Origin of the sequence: Dawidia cretensis (assembly GCF_018598175.1) — a bacterium.
Lineage (GTDB): Bacteria > Bacteroidota > Bacteroidia > Cytophagales > Cyclobacteriaceae > Ohtaekwangia > Ohtaekwangia cretensis.
Map to the genome: position 1 here is coordinate 1 of NZ_JAHESE010000018.1, position 14175 is coordinate 14175.

The 14175-nt window shown below is 50.5% G+C and carries 12 protein-coding genes and 1 pseudogene; 4 read left to right on the forward strand and 9 right to left on the reverse strand.

Features of this window, described 5'->3' with window-relative positions:
* The 6 genes and pseudogenes from KK062_RS16985 to KK062_RS17010 all read right to left on the reverse strand — a co-directional run.
* Positions 1 to 408 (reverse strand): annotated as a pseudogene (locus KK062_RS16985) (hypothetical protein); the annotation flags it as partial.
* A complete protein-coding gene (locus KK062_RS16990; protein WP_254085526.1) occupies positions 405 to 917 on the reverse strand; it encodes an ExbD/TolR family protein in 513 nt (170 codons plus the stop codon). The pseudogene KK062_RS16985 and the gene KK062_RS16990, both read right to left, overlap by 4 nt.
* Before the next feature lie 21 nt (positions 918 to 938).
* Positions 939 to 1544: an ExbD/TolR family protein gene (locus tag KK062_RS16995; RefSeq protein WP_254085527.1), complete on the reverse strand. Its 606-nt coding sequence runs from the start codon at positions 1542 to 1544 to the stop codon at positions 939 to 941.
* A gap of 31 nt (positions 1545 to 1575) precedes the next feature.
* Positions 1576 to 2406, reverse strand: a complete 831-nt coding sequence (locus KK062_RS17000; protein WP_254085528.1) for a MotA/TolQ/ExbB proton channel family protein — start codon at positions 2404 to 2406, stop codon at positions 1576 to 1578.
* Between the two features lie 101 nt (positions 2407 to 2507).
* Positions 2508 to 3155, reverse strand: a complete 648-nt coding sequence (locus KK062_RS17005) for a DedA family protein (RefSeq protein ID WP_254085529.1) — start codon at positions 3153 to 3155, stop codon at positions 2508 to 2510.
* Positions 3156 to 3279: 124 nt separating this feature from the next.
* Complete coding sequence (locus KK062_RS17010) at positions 3280 to 3615, reverse strand: hypothetical protein (protein WP_254085530.1); 336 nt, start codon at positions 3613 to 3615, stop codon at positions 3280 to 3282.
* A gap of 481 nt (positions 3616 to 4096) precedes the next feature.
* Between KK062_RS17010 and prfB the strand changes: the two genes are divergently transcribed.
* From prfB to KK062_RS17025, 3 genes are all read left to right on the forward strand, one after another.
* A protein-coding gene (gene prfB / locus KK062_RS17015) for a peptide chain release factor 2 (RefSeq protein WP_254085531.1) occupies positions 4097 to 5195 on the forward strand; the annotation gives its coding sequence in 2 pieces (ribosomal slippage) (positions 4097 to 4156 and positions 4158 to 5195; 1098 coding nt in all).
* Positions 5167 to 6438 carry an MFS transporter gene (locus tag KK062_RS17020; protein WP_254085532.1) on the forward strand — a complete coding sequence of 424 codons (1272 nt, stop codon included), beginning with the start codon at positions 5167 to 5169 and terminating at the stop codon, positions 6436 to 6438. The genes prfB and KK062_RS17020 overlap by 29 nt, the downstream gene beginning before the upstream one ends.
* Positions 6439 to 6444: 6 nt before the next feature.
* Positions 6445 to 7095: an HAD family hydrolase gene (locus KK062_RS17025; RefSeq protein ID WP_254085533.1), complete on the forward strand. Its 651-nt coding sequence runs from the start codon at positions 6445 to 6447 to the stop codon at positions 7093 to 7095.
* A 105-nt stretch (positions 7096 to 7200) separates the two neighbouring features.
* Here the strand turns inward: KK062_RS17025 and KK062_RS17030 are convergent, their stop codons facing one another.
* From KK062_RS17030 to KK062_RS17040, 3 genes are all read right to left on the reverse strand, one after another.
* Positions 7201 to 7644 (reverse strand): SMI1/KNR4 family protein, encoded by a 444-nt coding sequence (locus KK062_RS17030; RefSeq protein WP_254085534.1) that lies wholly within the window; start codon positions 7642 to 7644, stop codon positions 7201 to 7203.
* Positions 7645 to 7756: 112 nt separating this feature from the next.
* Positions 7757 to 9367 carry a hypothetical protein gene (locus KK062_RS17035; protein ID WP_254085535.1) on the reverse strand — a complete coding sequence of 537 codons (1611 nt, stop codon included), beginning with the start codon at positions 9365 to 9367 and terminating at the stop codon, positions 7757 to 7759.
* Between the two features lie 463 nt (positions 9368 to 9830).
* Complete coding sequence (locus KK062_RS17040) at positions 9831 to 12206, reverse strand: carbohydrate-binding protein (RefSeq protein WP_254085536.1); 2376 nt, start codon at positions 12204 to 12206, stop codon at positions 9831 to 9833.
* A gap of 739 nt (positions 12207 to 12945) precedes the next feature.
* Here KK062_RS17040 and KK062_RS17045 point away from each other — a divergent pair.
* Positions 12946 to 14133, forward strand: coding sequence for a hypothetical protein (locus KK062_RS17045; RefSeq protein ID WP_254085537.1), 1188 nt, complete (start codon positions 12946 to 12948; stop codon positions 14131 to 14133).
* Positions 14134 to 14175: the final 42 nt, after the last annotated feature.

Sequence of the window (14175 nt, forward strand, 5' to 3'; positions counted from 1 at the left end):
CTCCGAACCTTCTTCGTTTTCTTTTATTTCTTCGATCGTAGGGATTTCTTTCTCTTCCACGATTTCGTTATCGGTCAGCTTGGGCTGGAGATATTTAATGATGGTTTTTACCGGGGGCGGAATGTTCACCTGCGGGGGCGGCGGTGTGTTCTGAATCGGCGGGGGCGGTGCCAGATCGGTATATTTTACCGTCTTCAGCACGGGTATAACCTCATCGCTTTGTGATTCGAACAGTTCTACAATTTTCGGGTACGCCAATACCAGCGCAGCCGTAATCAATGTAATAATCGCTGCCAGCAGGACATGCTTGGAATACGAACGACGGTTCTCGTACGCTCCGTAATCCTTGTTGCGGTATTCGAAGACAATGTCTTCCCACCGCTGCGGTGTCAATTGTTCTGCTTTCATAGATTCGATTCTTTTACTAACTCCTTATCCGTGTCCGTTATCTTCACCAACGCGTATCGCTGCATGTTCGTGATGTTCATCTCGTCGAGAATGTCCACCATGTTTTTGTAGCGCGAATCATCACCAGGCTTGATCAACAGGATCATACCGGGAATTTCGGCGGCTTGCTTCAACAATATTTTACGGATACCGTTTGCTGAAAAGTCAGTCACTTCCAGTTTCGGGTCTGTGATGCCGTGGTACCAATAGATTTTGTCATTGGAGCCCAGGATCAGCGTCACTACTTTCTTCTCGTTCACTTCGGGAAGTTTGTCCTCCTCTTTGGGTTTCTCAGGCATGGTAATCTCCATCGTCTGAGGCTTGCTGAACGTCGTGGTCAGCATGAAGAAGGTAAGCAACAGGAAGGCCAAATCCACCATTGGCGTCATGTCGATTTTGGTCGACATTTTCTTGGCCCGGACTTTACCGCCTTTCTTACCACCTCCACCACCTTGTTGTATTTCTGCCATTGCTTCTTTTGAATTTAATGGTTACGAAGGTTTCTTAGTCATTTCCATGTTCGTGATCAGGTTGAACCGGTTGACTTTATTGTCAATCAGTGTATTGACCACTTTCTCCACGATCGGGTAGCTCGAGTCCGAGTCGCCCTTGATCGCAATGCGCACCTTTTGGTTGGCCATCCGCGAAAATATGATCCAATCTTTCAATTGATTGTTCGCCGAGTCCACCGGTATTCCCGGCTGCGTCACATTTTTACGCTCCTCTGGTCCCATGTTGATAAACTCTTTCAGGTTGCCGATCGGCAGCCCGAACGTAGACATTACAGCAAAGCGGGATATCTCCTGATCGGAGAAGCTAACGCCATAACGCTCACCCATGCTTCTCAACAGCTCCTGGCGAGTGTATTTACCGTCCAGGGTGAAATATACCTTGCCGTCTTTCGATACGGTGATCAACATAATGTCGGTCTCCGGCATTTTAATCTCCGAAACAGACGAAGGCATATCAACAGTTACTGGCTCGTCGGGACGGGCTGTCGCTGTCAGCATGAAGAATGTTACCAACAGGAACCCCAAATCCACCAATGGCGTCATATCCATCGACGGTGGTACTCTATGTACTTTTGATTTAGGCATACCTTATAGTATTTAGTTAATGTTTAAAGGACTAGTGCTTTCCTTGTTGCGTAGCAGTGAAGTTCTGCACAATGCTGAAACCAGCTTCGTCAATACCGTGTGTCAGGGCGTCGATCTTGCTGGTGAACAGGTTATAGAAAATGATCGCAAGGGCTGAAGTTCCTACACCAAGGGCCGTATTGATAAGCGCCTCAGAGATACCAGTGGCCAGACCTACCGAGTCAGGAGCACCTGCCTGCGCCATCGACGAGAAGGCCTTGATCATACCCAATACAGTACCCAGCAGACCCAACAGCGTGGCAACCGAAGCCACCGTTGCAAAAATCACCAGGTTCTTTTCCAGCATTGGCATTTCAAGCTGCGTTGTTTCTTCGATATCCTTCTGGATCATCGTAACCTTCTTCTCCAGTTCGATGCTGCTGTTGTTTGACAGCTCATTGTATTTCAACAAACCGGCTTTCACTACGTTGGCTACAGAACCTTTTTGTTTGTCGCACTCAGCAACAGCTTGCGTGATGCTGCCACCGGCTACCAACAGACGAATGCGCTGAATGAAAGCCTTTACGTTACCTTTGCCCTTAGCGCGGCTGAGGGTAAAAGCACGCTCGATAGCAAATGTGAAAACCATCAACAAAAGCGCGATCGCGAGCGGCACCAGGTAGCCACCTTTATAGAAAATGCCCAGGAAGTTTCCTTCTATTGGGTGGTTGGTCGGATCTCCACCTACGAAGTTGGCAGGATTTCCAAGTACAAAGTGCCAGATGAGAATCCCAATGATAATCTCGATAAAGATCACAGCCGCCGCAAATCCAGACTTCAGGCTCTCAGATAAGGATGAAGAAGATGATTGTTGAGTTTTCATAGTTTAAAGTAAATTGTTGATAGTTTAAAGTTTAGGAAAAATTTGCGCTATTATATTAATTCTTGAGCGTTTAAATAGTCACTGATCATATTAAATATTCTTCAATTTTGATCTGAATTTTGTTTTCCGGCCATATTCCGCTGTCTCAGCCACGATACTACAAGAGGAATGGTCGTTATTAAAATCATGCCCGCCACAATAAGCTCCAGGTGATCGATTATCGCCGGAAACCGTTTTCCAAGCAAGTGTCCCGCCAGCACCATGACAACTATCCAGACCGCAGCCCCTACAAAGTTGAAAAAAAAGAATCTCCCAAAGGCTATACGTACCATACCCGCCAGGATCGGTACAAACGTTCGCACCACCGGCAGGAACCGACCCAGCACAAAAGCCATCATACCATACTTCTGATAAAACTCCTGAGCCATGTCTAAATATCTCTTCTTATAGAAGAAATTTTCACGTCTATTTTTTAAGTACCGCTGGGACCACCGGCCGAACCCATACCCTACCGTTGTGCCAGCCGTCGCCACGACGACCAACATGACGATCAACAGCCATATGGACATCTCAAATTGCGACTCGCACAATATTCCCGCAATGAACAGCAACGAATCTCCCGGTAAAAAAAAACCAAAGAACAATCCTGTCTCGGCGAAGATGATGAAGAGCAACAACGCTACTCCCCCAAACCGAATAATGGCCTCCGGATTAAACAAGTCTACAAAAGGCAAAATGGCTGAAATCATAGCGGCCGGGCTAATACTCGCTTAGCCTAATCGTTTAAAGCGTAAGATTATTGAGCTGGGACGGGGATCTGTCAAACCGAAAGATCTCCCCGGCGATAAGTCGTGATACGGTAAACGTATAGCATTACGGGGCATTGTCCGTTGCCGTCACATAAAATATACTCCGTTCAAAATGACTTACGGTCAGGGCCTTGCTCAACGCAAGGACTGCATTTGATAAGTCGCATGCAAAGGGTGGGAACAAACCGGAAGCGAGCGGGAACTTCGACAACACCTGGTCGCAGGGGTGCGACGAGAAATGGTTACGAAGGGTGATCTCGTGAAACGAAAGAACACTTTTCAGCGGCATATCCCCCGTGTCGGTGGGCTGCTGCGATAAGGCGCCTTGTGAATAAACAAAGATAAAAACGAGCATCAGAGCCTCTAAAAAGAGCCCCGCTACAGGTTTAAATTTTGCCATTTCACTTTTCATGGTTCGGGCAAATGTAATCGAAAATTTTCCAGGAAACGGTCGTGAACCCAATTAAATGTTACGAACGGTTGCCTTTTTGAACGTTTTTCGCTGTTTTGAGGTACTTTCCGAAAACGTATGCGGTAATCTTGCAGGGCCTCCCAAAACACTCAGATCCCCTGGTTTTCAATATTTTACTAAAAAATGTAACCCACCAATACTCTATCGGCCGATAGGAGAAATTACATACGCACGTTTTTACACAGAACATGCTTTTGTGCCCGCAAACAGTCGCGTTTTCCATCACACGAACACACAGAACCGAGAGCAAGAGCCGGAAACCAGAGTGAGTGTGAGAACGAGCGCAAAACAGGTATCGGTTGCTGGCAAGTCTGCCGCCCCGCGCAACACACAAAACATTCCGTGTAGGCCACATCCCGAACTAACCATTATATTTGCCCCCTGAATTATTAAAAACAAACTAGAATCTATGACAACTGAACAGTTGAAAGATTTGAAGGCTCGTGTTAGCGCCTTGAGGAGGTATCTTTGACTACGATCGTAAGGCGCTCGAAGTAAAAGACGAAGAACTCATCACCCAACAGGCCGACTTCTGGAACAATCCCAAGCAGGCCGAAGTGATGTTAAAAAATATCCGCATCAAAAAGGTCTGGACCGATGCCTTCGAAAACGTGTCGAAGCTCATGGACGACCTGGAAGTGCTGCAGGAATTCCATTTGGCCGGCGACGTAGGCGAAGACGAGCTCGACCGCGAGTACGACAAAGCTGCCCGTGCCATCGAAGAGCTGGAATTCAAAAAAATGCTGAGCAAGGAAGAAGACCAGCTCAGTGCCGTCGTCGAGATCAACCCCGGTGCCGGTGGTACCGAAAGCAACGATTGGGCCGACATGCTCAACCGTATGTATATCATGTGGGGCGAAAAGGCCGGCTACACCGTATCGCAGATCGACTACCAAAGCGGCGAAGTGGCCGGGATCAAATCTGCCACGCTCGAGATCGAAGGCCCCTTTGCCTATGGCAAGCTCAAGGCCGAGATCGGCGTACACCGCCTGGTGCGCATCTCACCCTACGACTCCAACCAACGACGGCATACCTCGTTTGCTTCGATTTTTGTCTACCCCAAGGTAGACGACTCGATTCAGATAGAAGTAAACCCGGCCGACGTCGAGATCCAGACATCACGCTCGGGCGGTGCCGGCGGTCAGAACGTTAACAAGGTAGAGACCAAGGTACAGCTCACGCACAAACCGTCGGGCATCGTGATCGTATGCCAGGTAGAACGCTCACAGCATGCTAACCGCGAACGCGCCATGCAGATGCTGAAGTCAAAGTTATACCAGGTGGAGATGGAAAAGCGCCACGCTGAACGCGACAAGATCGAAGCCGGCAAGATGAAGATCGACTTCGGCTCGCAGATCCGGAACTACGTGCTTCATCCCTATAAACTTGTGAAAGATGCCCGCACCGGCATGGAGCGTCACGACGCACAGAATGTACTCGACGGCGACCTCGACGATTTTATAAAAGCATTCCTTCTCGGTGCACAAGAAACCAGCGTTGAACAATAGTTCTTCCGCGGTCCCCGACCGCTCTTCTATTATTGAACCTCCCGCCGCCGTCTCTACACCGGAGTCGGCGGCAGGCCTGGGCACACCCCGGGTCTACACGCGCCAGTTCTGGCTGGTCTGCCTCAGCTCACTGCTGTTCTTCTCCAGCTTCAACATGATCATTCCCGAGCTCCCCGCGTACCTCACGGAGCTTGGCGGTGCCGATTACAAAGGATTGATCATCTCGCTTTTCGCACTCACCGCCATGATCTCGCGTCCATTCAGCGGCCGCCTGGCCGACACCCTCGGACGCGTTCCGGTCATGGTCGTCGGCTCGGTGGTATGTTGTCTGTGCAGCCTGGTATATCCCGTACTTACTTCTATCGCGGGCTTTCTGTTGCTGCGCCTCGTACATGGCTTTTCCACGGGCTTCACGCCCACGGGGCAGACGGCCTATCTTTCCGATATTATTCCGGCGCACCGGCGCGGCGAGGCCATGGGGTTATTAGGCACCGCAGGCTCCGTTGGTTCGGCGGCAGGTCCCGCGCTGGGTGGTACACTGGCCAACCACTTCGGGTTGAACGTGATGTTTTACTGCTCGTCGTCGTTTGCCATTCTCTCGATTATCATCCTGATCGGCATTCGCGACACCGTCGCTAAAAAACATAGCTTCCACCCCCGCCTGTTAAAAGTACGCCGGGAGGATCTGTTTGAACCGCGTGTGCTGACGCCGGCGATTATTATGGCGCTTATTGCATATGCATACGGTGCTATCTTTACATTACTGCCCGACTTAGGAGGACAGTTCGATGTACGGAACAAAGGGCTGTTATTTTCGTATTTTACAGTAGCATCGCTGCTGGTTCGGTTGCTGGGTGGTAAAGCCTCCGATCGCTTTGGCCGGCGGGCTGTGTTGCGTGTGTCGGCAACCTTCATCGCTATCGCTATGCTTATCATCGCCTTTGCCGACAGTCGCTACATGCTGATTGCCGGTGTCGTCGTGTATGGCTTTGCGCAAGGCATCACCTCGCCCACGTTGCTGGCGTGGGCTGCGGACCTGGCACATCCTACCCACCGCGGCCGGGGCATGGCCTCTTTATATATCTCGATGGAGCTGGGTATCTTACTCGGAGCATTGGCATCTGGATGGCTATACGGCAACGAGCCCGCCAACACGACGCTCACCTTTTGCGTATGCAGTGCCATGGCCGCCATGGCATGGATATTTATAAACTTTAATCATACTCGAAAAAAAAAACCGTAAAGAACTATGAAAGCATTCCTGTTTGACATGAACGGTACCATGATTGACGACATGCACTTTCACCTCGACATCTGGTACGACGTGCTGACAAACGACCTGGGTGCGGGCCTGACCCGCGAGGAAGTACGCAGCCACATGTACGGCAAGAACGATGAGCTGCTCGCGCGTGTATTCGGCGTAGGCCGTTTTACCCCCGACGAAGTTGCCGCCATCTCCCAACGCAAAGAAGAAAAATACCAGGCCATCTATAAGCCACACCTCACCCTGCTGCCCGGCCTCCACGACTTTCTCGAAAGCGCCTACCGCGCCAATATCCCCATGGCCATCGCCTCGGCGGCCATTCCCTTCAACATCGACTTTGTACTCGACAACCTCGACATCCGCAAATACTTTAAAGCGGTGGTCAGCGCACACGACGTGTTCGAAAGCAAACCGCACCCCGAAGTATTTGAAAAAGCAGCGTCGCTTCTCGGCGTCGAGCCGCTGTCCTGTATCGTCTTTGAAGATGCCCCCAAAGGTGTAGAGGCCGCGTTGCGCGCCGGCATGAAAAGCGTCGTGCTCACGACGATGCACAGCCAGGAAGAGTTTGCAGACCTCGGCAACATCATCACCTTCGCAAAAGATTATAAAGACCAGAACGTCATACGGCTCGTGTAGTAACGCCAAGCCTGTACACCATAAAAAAAGGCGTGGAAGCAATTGCTCCACGCCTTTTTAGTTATGAGAACTGCACGAATGATCGCATGGATTTCTACCCTCAGGTCAACCCAATCCGCGAGTAAGAAATTTATTATATTCTCCCTGCAAAAAATCAGCGAAGGAAACATTGAGCACCGCTACCGTAGGTCGGTCATTGATATCCATGGCATATATTCCCGAATCGGACAATCCAGGCAGTACATAGAGAAAAGTGTCCTGAAACTTTAAGAAGGGTATAGCGTGATCCAGTTCAGACTCGAGAGAACCCTCCTCCTTATATTTATTGACCCAATCGAAAAACAAGTTCCTGATATACTCAAGTTCATCAAATCCATGATGGTGATATTCAGAAAACAGCACGGTCTTTCTACCCATAAGAAACAGGTACTCCCGGAACGAGTCGGGAAAAGACGTATTCAGCGTATGCTCCAGCGCAGCAATCTCCGCCGCCAGGCAACCCTCCGCCGCCTTTATTTTTGAGGGGTCTATAAAATTGAGATACTTCATCTCCATTGTTAGAATTTAAGCTTGGTCCCACTTCGGTCAAGTTAGGCCTTGCTGATAAAAAAGGCGTGGAAGCAAATGCCTCCACGCCCTTTTTTATAATATCAGCGTTGGATTAATCCAGTACCACTTTTACCAGTACGTCTTCTTTCTTCTTTTTATAGGCTTCGAACACCAGCGTGTTCAGCGCCGTGCCCAATGTGCGGCTCGGTTTAAACTGGAACAGCTCCATGCCCTGCACGTCACGCGTGTCCAGAATCTGCGTCTTTTTCATCTCGCCGGTCTTGTCATTCAACTTATAGCACACCAGGAAGCCACCCTGACCGTCCATGTGGCGAGCGGGCACTTCATCCTTTGGAAGGTTCATGTTCTTCTCGTTGTCCAGGAACAGCACATAGTGGCTGCCAGCGCCCGACAAGTAACGATACGACATGCCGCCTTGACCGAGGCCACCAAGCTGGCTCTTCGGTAATTTCTGAATCCAGGCCAACTTACCCGACGCATCGATCTTGGTAATCAATATTTCGTTGTAATGGTATGTCGTAGTCGTACGAGTTGAATTGCCCATACGGGTGGTGCTGGTCGTTATATATTGTTGTTCGCCAATCAGGATTACGCTTCCGTCTTCTTGTACGTTCATATCGTTTAAGATAATATTCGTTGCCTCGGCCTCATCATCGTCTTCCTTCTTCTCGTTCTTACGGCGGGTCTTGTTGCTGACATACTGATTCAGGACGTCTACGGGAATCTCAAACGTCTTCATATCGGTCACACGGCCGTCAGTGTTGAACTTAAACAAAATCATACCGTCTGCGCTGCTCGCCGAATTGCCCTTGTTATAATACCCGGCGCCAATCATGGGACCCTGCGCCGTCTCGTACAACCAGAACCGCTGAATAAATTTATCCGCAATATCCACCTTGCTCGATGTGATCTTACCTGTACCGGCTGCGATCTTCATGACTTCGATCTTGTAGTTGGCGCGGTCGTCGTCGTCCTTCTTGTCAGTGGTATTGTCGTTATACACACGGGCAACCAGGTACACGTTTCCGTTGGCATCGACAGAATAGTCCAGGTTATCCATTTTCTTTTCTGTATAAGGCATGGTCACCTTGCCACCCCATTTCTCTTTCATGGACGGGTCGAACACATGCATGCCGATGATATCAAAGCTCTTGCTGTCGCGCTTCGTCTCGGGAATCATGCGATACTGAATGATCAGCGCGCTCTTATCATACGAGAAGTAGAAATTATATTTGTCAGCGGATATCATTGACTGATACGCGGCCAACGTCATAATGCCGCCTCTAATCCGGCCGCCATCAATCTTATCGGTGATCGATAGAACCTTTTTAGCTGCCCCCTTAAAGGTACCCGCCGCAAAATCCAGCTCGCGGGCAAATAGCTGCTCCTGCTTGTCTTCGTACAGCGAATAGTATAGATAATAACGATCTTTAAACTGTAGCACCTGCTCCAGTGTAAAGCCCTTCGGAAAATCGTCATACACCCGCGCCTTGAGAAACTTAAGCGTTTTAGCGCTCATTTTCTGAATAATGACATCTTTCTTGTCGACCTTCACGGTCATGATCTCCCCGTTCTCAGTAAAGTAATGCTTGCTTTGTGCGTCAATCACGTCGTAGGGATCGCCGACGGTGATCTTCGCTTGCGAAAAAGCCGTAAAAGACCAAATGCTGAGTAGAAAAACGAATACGCGTAATCGTAACATGAGGATAAAGGGTAAAAAGGTTAGATAGGAGTGATTAAAAAAATATAGTATACACGCCCGCCGAAACGGACGGCGACAAAAGTATCAAAAAGCCGCACAGTGCCACCTAACACCACTCCTGGTACCTAATGTCCACTCGTAAAGAGAACCCGTAAAATAATCGAAACCGTTGTCGATACAGCGATTCAGCCTGTTTTCTTACATGGATGTAACGGTAGGTATGATACCGGCATGATACTAAAAGCGGGATCGGGAGATGCTGGTACAGGTTTCGTTACCAGGAAGAAGAAAATTCAAAGATTCTTGCCTGTGATCTTACAGGAAACGAAGCAAATGCTAAAAACTATGCTGGCCTGGAAAACCAAGCGCTGTATAAATCGGTGGGATGAGTAAATCTGGCACAGGCCTCACCCCGAAGTGGGGCCAAGACCTGCGCCAGCAATCTAACCTCTATCAATATGAATTACGGTGCAACAACAATACGTCGTACCCGCGTGCGGTTGCCCTCTTTCAGGGTAACCGTATAGATACCCGCCGGAAGATTTTTCACCAGCGTAGTTTCTTTTACTTCCCCGCTGAACACCGTGCTGCCGTCGGCCACACTGCGAATCTCCACGTGCGAAGGCTTACCCACCTTCAGGGTGATTTGCCCCACCGAAGGGTTCGGGTATACCGAAAGCTCTTGCTCGGTGGCCTGTATTTCACCCGGCACATGCGCCGCGGCTGCCAGACGCGCTACGCCCACAACGCCCCAGTTGAAGGACTCCCAACCCTGAATGGTCGGACGGGTACAGGTCATCGCCTGCTCGCCATTCTCAGACGATACATACAAACCATTGTTGCCACGCAGCGAGATCGTGTTATCGGCGTTGACAATCCAGTCAAAACGCTCCCAGTCGCTGATGGTCAGGCGGCTGCACGTTATAGCCTGCAGGCCATTTTCAGACGATACATATTTGCTCATGCTCCGCAGGGCTACTTTGCCATTGCCGGCATCCTCTACGGTGAAGTTCTCCCACGCATCGGCTACGGGCCGTGTACACTGCATGGCTTGTGTGCCGTTCTCACCGCTCACGTACTGACCGTTAAAGCCGCGCAGCCAGATGGTCTGCCCGATCGGTGCTGTAGGGGTCGGGTTGTTGGTGTCACCCACCACGCGGATCCAATTCAGGTTAAAGCCCGCACCGGTTACCGCGAGTCCGAGCTCTTGCTGACCCGCCGGCAGTTGCACCGTGTGCGACAGTGTCTGCCACGTTTGCCAGCCGCCCGTTGCCGGGATCGACAGCGTACCATAGGTAGCACTACCACCAAAACGCTCCAGGCGCAGCGCGCCGCCGCCAGTCTGGCTGGCCACACGATACTCGATGGTATATGTACCCGCTGCCGGCACGTTGATGCGGTACCCCAGCCAGTCACCTACTTCGGTCCAGCCTACATATTGGCCACCACCCGTGTCGGTCGTAACATCTACCTGAATACCCTGGGCTGCGCAGAAGCCTTCTGCCTGAAGCGTCGCCGGCACCGTTGTATAAGCACCGCTACACACTGTCGACAACGGCGTGCGACGCGGATCGACCGCGGCCAACGGACCATTGTTGATGACCGTATTGGCAAACTTGATGTTGTTCAATACACCGCTCATGGCCGATACACCCGAAGTCAGGTACGGCGGGCCTACGATACGACGCAACGCGGCATTGGGGCCGGGGCTCGTGCGCTTATACGTCCAGTGCGCATAGCCAATGCCGTTGGCATTCAGCTTGTCTACATTCTGACGCAGCCACTCGTCACTGTCCTCGCCAGTCTCTCCTACCCACACGGGCACGTTGTGACGGGTGCGGAACTCGACCAGGTTGATGAGGCGATTGATCTGGTTGGGATTGCCATCGCGAATGTTGTCGTCGCCCGGCGGAATCCAGTAGCGGTGCGCGTTGTACACCAGGTTCGAGCGGTTGGTGAACGTAAACGGCTCGAGGTAGTCGTAGTTGTTACCAAAACCATTGCCTTCGATCATGATCAAGTGGGTATCACCCAGGCCACGGATCGAGTTGACCAGGCGGTTTTTAAGCGCGTGGATCATTTGGTTCTGCGGCACGGCGTTCGGCTCGTTGATCAGATCCCAGAATGCTACGGTGTTGTTGTTGATGTAACGGCTTACGATCTTCTCCCACAGACGTACGGTGATGTTCTGAAAGATCGCGCGGTTCCACAGATCGTTCTCCACCAACAGGTCGGCGATGTTCGCGTCTTTACCCTGGCCACCCGGCGCGGCGTGCAGGTCGACGATCACATACATACCACGGGCGGCGCACCAGTTGAGTGTGTTCTCCAACGTGCGGAAGCCTTCCAGGTTCGGATCGACAAACAGCTCGTTGTTGTTATACCAGGTCGTGAGGGAGTTCACGTATGTCTGGTAGTTGCCGGGATTGCGGATTACGTTATGGCGCACCGTACGCTGTGCCGGTGTCAGGAACAGGTCGTAGTGCATCGGGAGACGCACGCAATTGAAACCCTGCTCGGCAATCCAGTTGATATCGGCCGGCGTGATGAAATTGTCACGCCACGCCTGGTAGAACGCTTCTACTTGCGCTTCGCTCTGTCCCTGGTCATACAGGCGTTTCTTAAAGGATCCCTGGGTGCCGCCGCCTTCCGGGTTCATCATGTATCCTTCTTGCAAAAGCCAGCCGCCCAGGCCGACACCTTTCAGGATTACTTCTTGTCCCGCTTCGTTGACGATGCGGGTACCATCCGCCCGTAGGCGGCTTAGCTGCGCATTTGCCTGCGCCAGGCTCGTGAGTACCAGTAGTAGTAGCACCCACACTCGTTTCTGTAAAAACATGGCCATCATAGATGTTTATTTAAGTTTACGAGGCGAATATGACGCATCGTGGCAAGAAACCGTCCCGCTAATCTTTTAGCCGCCGCGACCGAACGGTGCTCTTATGCGGGAAAGAAAAGTGTCTATATCGTTATAGTATATAGTGGTCATTGCACCGGGTGATGATCAATCTTTTGGACTAATCGTTATATTTGCCGTTATAACGCTATACCTGGTGTACGTTTTTTAAATAAATCCGTTAAACGGGAAGAAGTCTTTCGACAAATCCATAGCGGTGGTGACAAAAGACCGAATAGTCTGTTATTTATACCGGATTAATCCGGTTGACTCGGACAAACAAGGCAATTTTGAATTTTTAGGTTATCGCTGCAGTTGAAAAGGGTTTACGCTATACATGCGGAGGAACCCGCATCCGGCGTCACTTTCAATCGCTTACTCCATATCCATTCGGCTCATCAGACCTCTCTTAACTGTACGGCAACGGTATAGTATCTACATAGCAACTTCCTTTATATTCAAGAGATAACCTACTGATAGAGTACACATCTCCCACTCTATACCCAGACCTATAGAGGTCTGGGTCATCTTTTGCTTGTGAATACATTGTGCGTAAATTGTGTCTTGTTATTATAGGGAGTATACAGGAAGTAGCTATCTTGTTCGTAGAAGTATGGCCCAAAGTCGTTACGACCCTGACGACGTTAGCTAGTTATTTCGTTAACCAACATAACCCAACAGTATGGCATTCTTAGAAGAACTGCAATTCACCGGCAGCCTCGGTGACCTCTCCTTTTACCGCATGCGCGGCACAGACAAGATCGTGGTGCGTCGTAAGGGCGGTGCCTCGAAAGAGGCGATCAAAAAATCACCCAATTTTGCGCTTCCACGACTCTATATGAGCGAATTTGGTGGCTGCTCCACCATGGGCAAAGAAGTCCGTTTTATGATGCACCCGATGCGCGCCCTTGCGGACTATAATTTCAGCGGGTTTATCAACAAATCGCTCAAACTTATTCAAAAACAAGACTCCACCAGCAAATTAGGTCAACGTGCGATCGAGCTTTCGAAACATCCCAAATTACTGGAAGGTTTCCAACTTAACAAATATACCACATTCGACTCTATGGTACGCAGCACGCTGAGCTGGTCGATCGACGAGGAAAAAGGTTCCGCGAAGGTGGAGATCCCGGCGTTGGTACGCGATATCAATTTCTTTCCAAATAACCGCCATTCGAAGTTTAGCATTACGATTTCCCTCGGCGTTGTGCCAGATTTTAAGTTCAATCAAGCGACCGGCAAATTTACAGCGCCGAAGTGGTATGATACAATGTATGGATGTGATTATACCTCGTCGGAGTGGCATTCGGCATTAAAGGGCTCACCGGCCACTACGTTGGAACTGTCGCTGGATCAATTGCCCCCGGATGGTGGGTATAGCCTGATGTTGGGGATTGGGATTTGTTTTGGGGATTCGCTGGATGCTGGCGAGGTGAAACAGATCAAGCGTGCCGGGGCGGCGAAGATTTTGGGGATTGTTGCCGGCAAGGCGCAGGACGCTGATCTTGCGATGGATGACACAATGAATGATAATACTCAGGATGTCGCGCCTGTAGACATATGCCCTGCCCCGGTCGAGACCACACCCCAACGAACCACGACCTCGCAAGGTCCAACCCAGCGCCATCTCCGGGCTGTTCCTCCTCTATCGTGCGATCCGGAGCCAATACATCCGTTACGCGAAGAGACGCGAATTCCTGCCGTACGCTCCTATATGTATCACTATACGGTGACGGGTGTTACGTCCACAAAGTTGAACGCGGGCATTACGTATTGGTATACGATACCTTCTGACGTTGGTGACTACCCCTTGTACTCCGTCAATATGGAAAAAGTGCTTGTGATGCCGGGGACCATGACCTCTGTATAAAAAAACCACTGTACGCCATAGCATACAGTGGTCTTTATTCAC

Coding starts and splice junctions, on each gene's coding strand:
- KK062_RS17025 (WP_254085533.1), top strand. CDS start 6,445: ATGAAAGCATTCCTGTTTGACATGAACGGTACCATGATTGACGACATG.
- KK062_RS17010 (WP_254085530.1), bottom strand. CDS start 3,615: ATGGCAAAATTTAAACCTGTAGCGGGGCTCTTTTTAGAGGCTCTGATG.
- KK062_RS17000 (WP_254085528.1), bottom strand. CDS start 2,406: ATGAAAACTCAACAATCATCTTCTTCATCCTTATCTGAGAGCCTGAAG.
- KK062_RS17005 (WP_254085529.1), bottom strand. CDS start 3,155: ATGATTTCAGCCATTTTGCCTTTTGTAGACTTGTTTAATCCGGAGGCC.
- KK062_RS17030 (WP_254085534.1), bottom strand. CDS start 7,644: ATGAAGTATCTCAATTTTATAGACCCCTCAAAAATAAAGGCGGCGGAG.
- KK062_RS17045 (WP_254085537.1), top strand. CDS start 12,946: ATGGCATTCTTAGAAGAACTGCAATTCACCGGCAGCCTCGGTGACCTC.
- KK062_RS17040 (WP_254085536.1), bottom strand. CDS start 12,206: ATGTTTTTACAGAAACGAGTGTGGGTGCTACTACTACTGGTACTCACG.
- KK062_RS16990 (WP_254085526.1), bottom strand. CDS start 917: ATGGCAGAAATACAACAAGGTGGTGGAGGTGGTAAGAAAGGCGGTAAA.
- KK062_RS17035 (WP_254085535.1), bottom strand. CDS start 9,367: ATGTTACGATTACGCGTATTCGTTTTTCTACTCAGCATTTGGTCTTTT.
- KK062_RS16995 (WP_254085527.1), bottom strand. CDS start 1,544: ATGCCTAAATCAAAAGTACATAGAGTACCACCGTCGATGGATATGACG.